8 protein-coding genes are annotated in these 13,234 nt (G+C 36.9%); 7 read left to right on the top strand and 1 reads right to left on the bottom strand.

The features are described from left to right. Positions 1-452 precede the first annotated feature (452 nt). The 6 genes from gndA to G3A47_RS11495 all read left to right on the top strand — a co-directional run bounded on the left by gndA (position 453) and on the right by G3A47_RS11495 (position 11,310). Complete coding sequence (gndA, locus tag G3A47_RS11520; RefSeq protein ID WP_166922396.1) at positions 453-1,859, top strand: NADP-dependent phosphogluconate dehydrogenase; 1,407 nt, start codon at positions 453-455, stop codon at positions 1,857-1,859. A gap of 21 nt (positions 1,860-1,880) precedes the next feature. After that, positions 1,881-3,398, top strand: a complete 1,518-nt coding sequence (zwf, locus tag G3A47_RS11515) for a glucose-6-phosphate dehydrogenase (RefSeq protein ID WP_166922395.1) — start codon at positions 1,881-1,883, stop codon at positions 3,396-3,398. A gap of 1 nt (position 3,399) precedes the next feature. Further along, entirely contained in the window at positions 3,400-4,119 is a 720-nt protein-coding gene (gene pgl / locus G3A47_RS11510; protein WP_166922393.1) for a 6-phosphogluconolactonase, read from the top strand. A 506-nt stretch (positions 4,120-4,625) separates the two neighbouring features. Beyond that, positions 4,626-8,783, top strand: a complete 4,158-nt coding sequence (locus tag G3A47_RS11505) for a glycosyl hydrolase family 18 protein (RefSeq protein WP_306783634.1) — start codon at positions 4,626-4,628, stop codon at positions 8,781-8,783. A gap of 249 nt (positions 8,784-9,032) precedes the next feature. Further along, positions 9,033-9,890 (top strand): AraC family transcriptional regulator, encoded by an 858-nt coding sequence (locus G3A47_RS11500; RefSeq protein ID WP_166922391.1) that lies wholly within the window; start codon positions 9,033-9,035, stop codon positions 9,888-9,890. A gap of 76 nt (positions 9,891-9,966) precedes the next feature. Next, on the top strand, positions 9,967-11,310 hold the full coding sequence (locus G3A47_RS11495; RefSeq protein ID WP_166922389.1) for an amidohydrolase: 1,344 nt from the start codon (positions 9,967-9,969) through the stop codon (positions 11,308-11,310). Between the two features lie 437 nt (positions 11,311-11,747). Here the strand turns inward: G3A47_RS11495 and G3A47_RS11490 are convergent, their stop codons facing one another. Beyond that, positions 11,748-12,221 carry an Lrp/AsnC family transcriptional regulator gene (locus tag G3A47_RS11490; protein ID WP_166922387.1) on the bottom strand — a complete coding sequence of 158 codons (474 nt, stop codon included), beginning with the start codon at positions 12,219-12,221 and terminating at the stop codon, positions 11,748-11,750. Positions 12,222-12,408: 187 nt separating this feature from the next. Between G3A47_RS11490 and G3A47_RS11485 the strand changes: the two genes are divergently transcribed. Next, positions 12,409-13,224, top strand: a complete 816-nt coding sequence (locus G3A47_RS11485; protein WP_166922385.1) for a DUF1338 domain-containing protein — start codon at positions 12,409-12,411, stop codon at positions 13,222-13,224. Positions 13,225-13,234: the final 10 nt, after the last annotated feature.

The following is a 13,234-nucleotide window of genomic DNA, read 5'->3' as shown; positions in this document are numbered from 1 at the left end:
TGCAGGTTAGAAAAGAAGTCCTTATAAATTACTGAAATCTGTGGCTGTTCTTTTGTTTTGCCACAGATTCCACAGATTAAAGTGATTATTTCTACATTTTAAAATTAAATTCGGGAAAATTCGTGTAATTCGCGGCAACTTTTTTTAGCCACTAATTTCGCTAATTTTCACGAATTGCTTTATTTTTTACGTCGATCTAAGCATCCAAAGAAAATCTTTTTAATCTGTGAAATCTGTGGCAGTTCATTTTTTTGCCACAGATTTAAATGAATAAAGCGATTATTTCTGCGTTTTAAAATTAAATTCGTGAAATTCGTGGCAAACCCTTAAAGCCCCGAGTTTATTTTATAATATTCCAACCTTTTTGACTAATTTAGCGCGACATTAACAATACAGCATTTCCTTGTGGTATTGCAAACAACAACACACTAACATTTAGTTACTTAAAAATTATGAACACATTTGATTTTGGCATTGTTGGGCTCGGCGTAATGGGCCGTAACCTACTTTTAAACATTGCCAGCCAAAAATTCGCCGCAGCGGGCTTAGATTTAGATGCCGAAAAAGTTAACTCCCTTCAGCAGGAAGCCGATGCGGAGCATACACTCGAAGCAACAACAGACGTTAAGCATTTTGTGGAGCTTATCCAACGCCCTAGAGCTATTATGCTTTTGGTACCAGCCGGTAAGCCTGTCGATAGCGCAATTCAAAGCCTTTTACCACACTTAGATCAAGGAGACATTCTGATTGATGGCGGTAATACCTACTTTACTGATACAGACCGAAGATTCCTTGAATTGTCTGCAAAAGGAATTCATTTCTTTGGTATGGGAATTTCAGGAGGAGAAAAAGGAGCAAGATTTGGCCCAAGTATGATGCCGGGAGGAGATAAAAAAGCCTACGAAAGACTTCGTCCGATTTTTGAAGCCATTGCAGCAAAAGTTGATGGAGAGCCTTGTGTGGAATATCTGGGTAACGGATCAGCCGGGAATTATGTGAAAATGGTTCATAATGGAATCGAATATGGAATTATGCAACTTATTTCAGAAATTTATGACCTGATGAAACGCGGTTATAATCTGGATGAAGACACTATTCAAAAAACTTTTGAAGAATGGAATGAGAGCGATCTTAAATCATTCTTAGTCGAAATAACTGCACACATTCTTAAAAAAACAGAACCGGATGGCTCAAGACTAATCAATCACATATCAGATTGGGCAAAATCTAAAGGAACCGGAAAATGGACCTCTCAAAATGCGATGGATCTGCAAGTACCTGTTCCTACTATCGATGCCGCAGTAATAATGCGTGATATGTCTAAAACTAAACCGGAAAGAATTGAGGCTGCGACAAAATTAATTTGGGAGCATACAAAAACTACGGTGAACATCCCTGAAGTAATTGCTTCTTTAAAGTCTGCTTTATACTTCTCTACCTTAATCACTTATGCACAAGGACTGGCAATGCTAAAAACGGCTTCTAAAGAATACAACTATGAGTTAAATTTAGAGATCGTAACAAAAATATGGCGTGGTGGCTGTATCATTCGTGCTGAGGTACTGGAAGATTTCAGAAAAGCATTTGCTCAGAATGCAGACTTACCAAACATACTTTTAGATTCCACTATTGCGGCAAAACTTAATGAAACTCAGAAAGGTATCAGAACCATTATTCAATTTGCTGTGCAAAATGGTTTACCTGCAGCCGGACTAATGAATTCTCTGGCTTATTTTGATGCATACAGGTCTGAAAATCTTCCAACCAACCTAATACAGGCGCAACGTGATTATTTTGGAGCGCATACTTATGAACGTATTGATGCTCCGGGCATCTTTCATACCCAATGGAATGATTAAGAACCTTTAAGCAAAAGAAAAATGAGTATTGTTAAAAATATTAACCCAACGATCATTGTTATTTTTGGAGCCTCGGGTGACTTAGCTAAAAGAAAGCTTTTCCCGGCCTTTCAAAATTTGTATCTCGATGGTCGTATGGATGAAAAATTTCAGATTATAGCACTGGGAAGAGCCGAAAAAACGAATGAGGACTTTCGCAGTTATGTTTTGGAAAATTTAAACAAATTTTCGAGAAAATCAGGACTTTCCCTTGAAGACACTCAAAAATTTATTTCACATATAAGTTATCTCAGACATGACATTGACAAAGAAGAATCTTATCTTGAATTAGATTCGAAATTAAATGCTATCGATGAGTCTTTTGGTTTACGTGCCAATCGTCTTTTTTACCTTTCTATAGCGCCTTCTTTTATTACTACTATATCCAGTAATATTAAGAAAATTGGTCTTGCTGCCAATGCCAAACAAGATCGCATTATTATCGAAAAACCATTCGGATACGATAAAACTTCTGCGATTGAACTTAATGAAATGCTTTCGCAAACATTTAAAGAAGAACAGATTTACCGTATTGACCATTATCTGGGTAAAGAAACCGTTCAGAATATCCTTGCTTTCCGTTTTGGAAATTCGATGTTTGAGCCATTATGGAGCCGTAATTTCATTGATTTTGTACAGATTACGGTAGCCGAAGAAGTGGGAGTTGAAGATCGTGGCGGATTTTATGAAGGTGTTGGAGCTTTGAAGGATATGATACAAAATCACCTGCTTCAAATTTTATGTATGACTGCGATGGAAGCACCGGCCTCATTAGATGCTGATGATATCCGAAGCAGAAAAGCTGATGTGCTGCGCTCTATTCGTCGCATTAAACCAAATGAAGTCGACCATTATACCGTAAGAGGTCAATACGATGCAGGATTTATAAAAGGAAATCCTGTTCCGGAATACCGAAAAGATAAAGGTGTCGCACCGGATTCGAATACAGAAACCTATGTAGCGATGAAAATTTATCTGGACAACTGGAGATGGCAAGGTGTTCCTTTTTATCTAAGAACAGGAAAAAGAATGCAGGAAAAGCAGTCTTCGATTGTCATTCAGTTCAAACCGGTACCGCATTCCTCCTTCTCTTACGGAAATGAAGGAATGACACCAAACAGACTTATCATAAACATTCAACCGGCAATGGACATTAAACTACAGTTTATGACTAAAAAACCGGGGCTTTCTCTTTCTTTGCGACCTGCAGAAATGGTTTTTGACTATTTTCAATGTTCTACTATGTCACCGGAAGCTTATGAAACCCTGCTTTCAGATGCATTAGCAGGAGATCCTACCCTATTTATGCGTTGGGATCAGGTCGAACAAGCCTGGGATGCTATCGATACTATTCAGGAATTCTGGAAAAACAATGCTCCGGCCAATTTCCCTAATTATAAAGCCGGAAGCTGGGGACCTGAAGCCGCAGACGAACTATTGGCGCGTCAGGGACATGCCTGGGTTTCTAACACATCAACTATCGTAAAAGAAGAAAATTAAAATGATACAGATTTTTAACACCATAGAAGAAATCAATAGTAAAGCTGCTGATCTTTTCGTAGTGTCAGCACAGAAAGCCATACAGCAAAAAGGAAAATTTACCGCAGTACTTACCGGTGGTTCTTCACCTGCAGGCCTTTACAAACTCTTAGCTTCTCCTGATTATCAATCAAAAATAGACTGGAGCAAGGTGTATATTTTCTGGGGTGATGAGCGCTGGGTGCCTCTTGAGGATGACCGCAGTAATGCAAAAATGTCTTTTGATACCCTATTGAGCCACGTACCTATACCACAAAACAATATCTTTCCAATGTACAAAGATGGTGTTTCAGCGGAAGACTATGCTGTAGCATATGAACAAGCCGTAAGAGAAATACTGGGACCCGACGGAAAATTTGATCTAATTTTACTTGGCCTTGGAGATGACGGACACACCGCCTCTCTTTTTCCGGGTGAAGCCGTTTTACAAGAACAACTAAAATGGGTAGCTGCTTACCGTTTAGAATCTCAAAATATGCATCGCATTACACTAACCGCTCCTTTGATTAATAAGGCAGAGCAAATTGTCGTAGTGGCGTTTGGAGAAAAAAAAGCACACGCATTGAAAGAAGTCCTTCATGGAGATTACAATCCTGCTACCTATCCGATGCAGTTAATTAAGCCTGTTAGCGGTGAACTATTGTTTCTGGTAGACAAAAGTGCTGCAGGAACAACTAATTAACTTCAAACATAAGACAGCTCATAAATAGATGATGCTGATTAAATACTAAAAAACAGCTACAATAATCTTGTAGCTGTTTTTTTTATTTTATAAATTCTTCCTATACAAAAATTTCGCAACTAAAAAACCTCTTTTATCAAAGGTATTGCGCTGTAAATCTATTTACCAGCACACAAAAAAACGTCTACTCCTTACTAAGGCAATAACAACATTCGCAATTTTTAATTCTGCAGTGTATCATTTTTAGATCTAGTATATTTTTCACCTACAATTATAATTTTAAACATAACAGATATAGATCAATCAAATCCTTTACTGCTCTTACTAAATATTTTTGCATAAAATATAATTAAAATATCGACAATAATATGAAGTTATAATCGCTCGAATATTGTACAGAACCGATTTACAAAACGATTTAGGATATCTATCCTCTTTAATTGATCACATCTTACATCTAATAAATCAATAGCCTTTTATTTTTTTTACAATCAAAAATTAAATTTATGAAACAGTACTACAAGTTTATTAAACAGTATTACCAACTAGTTTTTTTATTACTATTTCCTTTACTGATTTCAGCACAACCGTCACACGGCAAAAAAGTAGTCGGCTATTATGCACAATGGTCTATTTATGATCGGAATTACAATATTCCTGCAATAGACGGAGACAAGCTAACGCATTTAAATTATGCCTTTTTCGGAACAGCTTATGATCCTGCCCGTCCCGAAAATACAAAGTTACGATCCCTAGATCCGCATGCTGATTTTGATCATACCGAAGGCGGAATACCGTGGGATGCTTCTGTAAAAGGAAATTTCTATGATTTAATGAAGTTAAAACAAAAGTACCCGCATCTAAAAGTTCTAATTTCTATTGGTGGATGGACAGAAGGTCAGGATCTTTCTCCCATTGCAGCAAATCCTGTATCCAGAAAGGCCTTAGTTGCAGATATGGTAAAATTTATGACTACTTATTCCTTCATAGACGGGTTTGATATTGATTGGGAATATCCTGTTAAAGGAGGTACAGATGGTACTGAAATACTAAAAGGAGGTCCTGTTCGTGCCCAATTACACAGCCCGGACGATCACAAAAATTTAGTGTATTTACTAAAAGACATGCGTCAGGCTATGCCCAATAAATTAGTTACGGCAGCCTTGGGGAACAATGTCAGAAATGTACCCGACCAATACATAGGCCCAAAAAACAGAGCCCGATTTGGAATGACTGACGATATTTCGACCTATTGCGATTATATCACCTATTTTGGATATGATTTTGGTGGTAACTGGTACGATAAAACATGTTACAATGCACCATTATATGCAAGCCAAAACCCAAACGCCCCCTTATATGGAGCAGCCCAATCGGAATCACTAGATGAGTTAACCAATATCTATCTAAATGTTGTGGGATATCCCGCGAATAAATTAATCATGGGGATCCCATTTTATGGTAAAATCTTTAATAATGTTGCTAACAACGGAACAGATCCAAACTATCCGGGACTATTTGTTACTGCTCCCAGAGATGCTGTATCGGGTTGTAATCCTCAGAGTCCTCTAGGTACTTGGGATACCGGAGCCAGATGCGAGAACTCAGGAAGTATTGAAATTTGTGACTTAGTAGGAAATCAGGTAACAGTCCCACACCCTTATTTAGATCCAAATACAATGTTGGTGACACCAAAAGCAGCAGCTGATGGATGGGTAAGATATTTTGACAACAGAACTAAAGTCCCTTACCTGTATAATGCCCGTACACAACAGTTTATAAGCTATGAAGACAAACAATCGATAGACTTAAAAGTACAATATCTAAAATCCAAAAACTTAGCCGGAGGTATGATTTGGGAACTTTCTCAAGATACCAGAGGTGCTATTACAAATTCCTTATTAAAGCAGATCGATACTTCTTTTGGAACTATCTTACCGGGAACTGTATCTATTAGCGGCTCTGTAAAAAACGGAACAAATTTAATTACTAACGTCATAGTTGAATTAAGAGATTCAAACGATGTGGTTTTGGAAGCTTCTGTTAGTCCAACTGGTACTTTTACTTTTAATAATGTAAATCCCGGGCAAAATTACACCTTAACAGCATCGCATCCGGCTTATACTTTTACAGCCGTAACATTAACAAATGTAACAGTTAGTCAAACCGCTGTAGAGATTCAGGGAACAGCACTGCCTACTCACACTCTTAGCGGAACAGTTAAAAATGGAACAGCTCCGGTTTCAGGAGTTGTTATTATGGCAACTTCAGGAACTACGTCCCTAAGTGCGACATCAGATGCTTCGGGTAATTACACCATACCAAATTTAGTTGCAGGACTAGATTATCTTGTAATCGCTGCTAAACCGGGAATGACCTATGCTCCCGCTTCTACCATCTATACGGCAATTAATGAAGATAAAACATTGCACTTTACACAAAATCTTATTACAAATAAAATTAGTGGTTCGGTTAAAAATGGTTCTATACCGGTTTCAGGAGCAAAAGTTCAACTGGTTTTACCCTGGACAGACTCCACTCATGGTTATCAATCCATAATCGCGACCACAGATGCTCAAGGTAATTTCAGCTATGACGATTCAGTTCTCGCTGGTTATTCAAGGGTAGAATCTTTAAAACTAAACGAATGGGAAAATAAGGGAATTATTTATTTCCCAACAGATTTGGCAAACTTTCCAATTCCGGCAACATCACAAGTTTATAATTTCAATTCAAGTGCTGTTGCACCACAAATTACGATTACTAGTCCATCATCTGCAACTGTGCCGATTGTACCGGGAACAGCTATTCAATTTAAAGCCAATGCCGACTTAACATTTTCAGATCCGGCAGTAACAATTTCTTCTGTTGTATTTACTATTAATGGAAAGGACATCACAGGAACACATACAACAGGGAAAGAATATACTGCCAGTTGGACACCTACCTTAGCAGATTTAAATAAAAATTATACTCTAAAAGCAACGGCAACAGCCTCCAATAATACTACCGCAGAAAACACAAAAACATTCTATTTAGAATGCTCAGGAGCAAACTGCCCAAATGTAGTACCGGAAATAACCTGGGGTACCCCTACGTCAAACACTATCAATCAGGTTTCCGGATTTAAGACAATACCGATTAGCGTAGATGTCAAAGATAAAGATGGTACAGTCGCAACTGTTTCTATTAGTATTGACGGAGTTTCTTACCCAATGACAAAAGGTAATGGAAGTGTTTACAGCTATACTTTCACCCCAAATGCCTACAAAACGTATGCAATAGTGGTAAAAGCAACAGATAACTCCGGTGGTGAGAACACCTTAAATCAATCTATTACTATTATTAATTCTATTTTCAATCAACTACCACCCAAAGTCATTGTTGGGTATACTCACGGTTGGGAAAACACCAGTGCACCCTTTTTATACTTCAATCAATTAGGAGATAAAAAATTCAATGTCATTATTTATTCTTTCATAGAAACCAAAAACAGAGATGGCTTCACACCACTCCTGGTAGTAAACGAGCCCAGATATATGACGAATGGCGTTTTTGATCCTCAATTGCTAAAAAATGATATTAAATTCTTAAGAGATAAAGGAATTCCTGTTCTGGTTTCTATAGGAGGACAAAATGGCCACGTTGTATTACAGACGACCGCTCAAAAAGATATTTTTGTAAACGGAGTAAAAGCGATCGTTGACCAGTATCATTTTGACGGTGTTGATATTGACTTTGAAGGATCATCAATGAATTTTGACGCAGGTAATCTAAAGGATTTCTCTTATGCCTCTATTTCGGCTTATCCAAAGTTAAAAAATGTTGTAGATGCCTTTAAAGAATTGAAAGCGCATTACGGAAACGAATTTATCCTAACCGCAGCTCCCGAAGCCTATTATGTTCAGGCCGGTTACAATACTTATGCAAGCGGAGTTGGTTCTTTCTTACCTGTAATTCAGAATTTACGTAATGAATTGGATCTCCTGATGGTGCAATTGTACAATACAGGATCTATAGTCGCGCTTGACAACGTTGCTTATTCTCAAGGAACACCTGATTTTTTAGTATCCATGTCGGACATGCTACTAAAGGGATTTAATGTTGCGAACACCGGATATCATTTCGCGCCATTACCAGCCTCTAAAGTTGTAATCGCAATCCCGGCTTGTAGTCTGGCAGCTCCGGCAGGAGGATATTTACCTCCTGATAAAGGAATTCAGGCTTTTGATTACTTAAAAAAAGGTATTTCGTTTCCAGGAAGAAAATATACATTGAGAGGTAGTACTCATCCTGATATGAGAGGAGTTATGACTTGGTCTGTCAACTGGGATGCCGCTTGTACAACAGGATACGAGTTCTCTGATGCTTACCACAATTATTTTAATTCACAACTGTCTCTGGATAAATTTGAGGCAAAAAATAATACCCTCGTTTACTTTAAAAACAATGCATTAGTGATCACAAACGAAATGGTAGACATTGCTCAGGTTCAAGTATTCAATATATTGGGACAGTCTTTAGTCAATTACAAAAACATAATGAATAATAAAGAAATTCTGCTACACAACCGCAGTTTCTCAACTAAACAATTATTTATTGTTGTAGTAACAAACAAAGCAGGAAACAAAAAATCATTCAAAGTGCTAAACTTCTTAAACTAAGAAGAAAGTTCCTTTAGATTAAAAATAGTTTTTTTAATTTTTATTTTAAATAAATGCTATGAATTTGATTATTTGTTATTTGGTTTAACCTCAAAGGAAAGCGTTATGAACCTGACAATAAAATTGTCAGGTTTTTTTTGCTCCTTATTTTTGATTTTTTAAGGTAACCACAAAATCAATTCATACTATATTCCCTTTTGTAAAATCACCTGATTATAATTAACTTTACAAGGAAGTTAACCAGCTATCATGCTAAATAAAAAAAACAAACATATTCCGCTACTGGGTTTAGAAGAATTTAGAAAAGACCGGATCAATACTAAAGAACCGCTTTTGTTTAATGAATTGCATGGTGAACGACACATCCACAAACCACATCAACACGATTTTTTTATCATCGTCCTTTTTGATCAGGCAAAAGGCATTCACACCATTGATTTTAAAGACTATAAAATTGACAACCAACAAATCCATCTTTTATTCCCCGGACAGGTTCATACCTGGAGTATCGAACCCGATACAACAGGATATCAATTGATGATTGATCGACATTTTTTTGAGCGTTTTTCTCTCAGTTTCAGGTTTTCATCTGTCGAATATCACAACCAGCCTGTTATTGATCTCGACCCGGATTCCTTCCAACTGATCCGCTACGAATTTGATGCGATTAAAAATGAACTGGCAGCAGTAGATTCTCTTTCAGAATTGATTAGTTCCCGTACTGCCGTCATTGCTTCTATTATAAGTAAATCTGCTGCTAAAATTTTTACCGATCTGAACAACTATCAAGTTGAGCCCCGCATCGTCAAATTTCAACAATTGATTGATATTTCTTTTAAAGAAGAAAAACTGGTTTCCTTTTATGCCGCAAAACTTCATATCTCAGCCAACTATCTCAATATACTCTGCAAAAAGTATTTAAAAATTTCTGCGACACAAGTAATTCAGCAAAGAACCGTATTGGAAGCTAAACGTCTTCTCAAAACCAGCGCCATCTCTGTTAAGGAAATTGCTTTTGAACTGGGATTTGTTGATCACGCTTATTTTTCCAATTTCTTTAAAACCCACACCGGAACAACACCAACCGATTTTAGGGATTTGTTATAAATTTTACAAGCCTTGGAATAAATCCTTCACATTCGGATTCTCTATGCCGTCTATATTTGTAAAAACTATAACTACCATGAAAAACTCCGGAATATCCCGTAAAGATTTTTTAAGAAACTCAGCATTAAGCGTTGCCGGACTGGCGATTGGCTCAGGATTTTTAAATTCGGCAGAGGCCGCTCCTCTTTCTACAGATTCTAAAATAAAAATAGCAGCAGGTAAATCATACATGCTAAAAAATGTCAGATTAGAAACAGGTTTTGATTATCTAGAGGAAGAAATTGTACACACCAAAACGGCCCTGTTTTGTGTAGAAATTAGTGATGGCAAAATCAAAGCCATTTCACCAAATAAACCCAACTCTGAAGCCATCGATGCAAAAGGACTTTTAATGCTACCGGCTTTTCGTGATATGCACATTCACTTAGATAAAACCTTTTATGGCGATCATTGGCAAGCCGTAAAAAAAAGAAGTGGCGGCGTAAAAGGCATGATTGCATTAGAGCAACAAATCTTGCCCGAAATACTAAAAAAATCAACCTATAAAGCTGAAAAACTAATCGAGCTGCTACAATCACACGGAACTTCTTTTGCCCGTAGCCACGTAAACATTGAACCTACTTCTAAGCTACAATCGTTAAAAAACTTACAGCTTGCTTTAGAAAATAAAAAAAAGGGCTTTGGTGCCGAAATAGTAGCATTTCCGCAACATGGCGTTTTTTATACCGATACCGTTCCGTATTTAAAAGAAGCGGCTAAAATGGATATTGATTTTATCGGAGGGGTTGATCCCTTCACGATTGACGGTTCGATCGAAAAAACAATAGATTTTACGGTACAACTGGCATTGGACAATAACAAGGGAATTGATATTCATTTACATGAATCAGGGGAATCGGGGCTAAAAACCGTTGAATATCTAATTGATAAAGTTAACGAAAATACAAGTCTGAAAGGAAAAACCTTTGTAAGCCATTGTTTTATTCTTGGAAAACTCGATAAACCTAAGCAGGAAGAAATGGCACAAAAACTGGCTGCCGCTCAAATAGGTATTGTCTCTACTGTCCCTTTCGGTAATCTTGTAATGCCAATCCCTACTTTAATGAAATACGACGTAAAAGTATTGACCGGAAATGACAGTATAATTGATCAATGGAATACTTTTGGTACCGGCAGTGTATTGCAAAAAGCCAATCTTGCAGCCCAATTGTACGGACAAGTCACAGAATTTGGATTGTCCCGAATGCTTAAACTGGCGACCGCTGGCCCGTTACCCCTAGATGACAAAGGAATTCAGCAATGGCCAAAAGCAGGTGATTCCGCAGATGTAGTATTGATAGAAGCGAGCTGCTCAGCTGAGGCTGTATCCAGAATGTCTCCGATACGCTCTCTAATTCACAATGGAAATATTGTTTATTAAGCAATTACAGAAGTAAATAGCTGTTTTTAGTAACGCAAAAAAAATCTCGCAAAGTCGCAAAAGCGCAAAGTTTAAAAAATCAATCACAAAACTTAGCGACTTAGCGGCTTTGCGAGAAATTGTCTCACGCAGATTTAGCAGATTGCTTTTATCCAATTGCAAAACAAAAATATCAGCCCGATCTGCTAAATCTGCGTGCAAAAAAACTTAGCGACTTGGCGACTTTGCGAGAAATTATCTCAAGCAGATTTAGCAGATTGCTTTTATCCAATTGCAAAACAAAAAAATCAACCCAATCTGCTAAATCTGCGTGCAAAAAAACTTAGCGACTTGGCGACTTTGCGAGAAATTGTCTCACGCAGATTTAGCAGATTGCTTTTATCCAATTGCAAAACAAAAATATCGGCCCGATCTCCTAAATCTGCGTGCAAAAAAACTTACTTCACAGGAAGATTTTTCTCGAATGCCGAACCGAATGAAATAAAAGAATCCGTTCCTCCTACTCCCTCAATCTGATGAATTTGCTCGTATAAAATTTTGCGAAGCTCTTCATTATTAGCAGCAACAATTTTTATAAACAGTGCATATTTACCGGAAACCCAATGGCATTCTACCACCTCAGGGATTTTCTCCAATTGTTCCGAAATTGAATAGGCAAAACGAGCTTCTTTAGTTGAAATTCCGGTGTAAGTTATGGTTTCAAAACCAATTCCTTTTGCGTCTAATTTAACAGAAAATCCTTTAATTATTCCCGATTCCTGCATTTTTCGAACACGCAAATGCACTAATGAATTAGAAATATTTAAATCTTTTGCTATTTCAGAAAAAGGGATTCTACCATTTTCATCAAGCTTTTGTAAAATTTCCTGATCTAAAAAGTCAGTGTTTTCGTTGTGTTTTATGATTGACATAGCTGCAAGTGATTTACCGGATTCTATTATTTTGACAACTTTAAGATTAAAACTGTTTTTATAAGTGTCAAATCTACAAAAAAAAACAGCTAATCCATTTATTTATAAATAATCGTATCATAATAATAATAACATAACAGTTATATATATAGATTTGTGTAATAATAACATTTAAAATTTTTTACAGATGGACAAGACGCAATTACTGTCAAAATTATGGGAACAATACGCTGAAATTACCCCATCAGCAAAAAAGATTCATGACTTATTAGAACAAAAAGGAGAAGAGATAAAAAACGATCATATTGCGATCCGCACATTCAATGATAAGAGAATAAATATTACAGTATTAGAAAAGCTTTTTGTAAACCTTGGTTACGAAGCAAAAGGTGACTATCATTTTGAAACAAAAAAATTGTTCGCCAAACATTACGAACATGCTACTGATAAAAATGCACCCAGAATTTTCATTTCTGAATTGGAGTTAGAAAAATGCTCTCCTGAATTACAAGCAACAGTAAAAAACATTTTAGACAGCTGTGATCAAAAGCTATTTGACAATCCGGAACTGGTATTGAGCGGAACTGTATGGAACGCTAATTCGCATGCTACTTATCAATCTTTATTGGCCGAATCTGAATATGCAGCATGGATGTATGTGTACGGATTTCGTGCCAACCATTTTACAATAAACACCAACGCTTTAAAAGCCTTCGATACTTTACAGGATTTAAATGCCTTTTTAGAAGAAAATGGATGGAAATTGAATGCATCAGGAGGAAAAATTAAAGGAACACCTGAGCAATTGTTAGAACAATCCAGCACTTTAGCAGATTTACATCTCGTTACTTTTGAAGAAGGTGCTTTAGAAATCCCGTCTTGTTATTACGAATTTGCACTTCGTTATCCAATGGCAAACGGTGAATTGTACCAAGGCTTTGTCGCATCTTCTGCCGACAAAATATTTGAAAGTACAGACGTACAATTACAACACAATAAATAATAATATACTT

The sequence above is a fragment of the Flavobacterium poyangense genome (assembly GCF_011751075.1).
GTDB classification, from domain to species: Bacteria; Bacteroidota; Bacteroidia; order Flavobacteriales; family Flavobacteriaceae; genus Flavobacterium; species Flavobacterium poyangense.
Note: the sequence above shows the minus strand (reverse complement) of the source record. Positions and strands in the feature narration are given on the sequence as shown.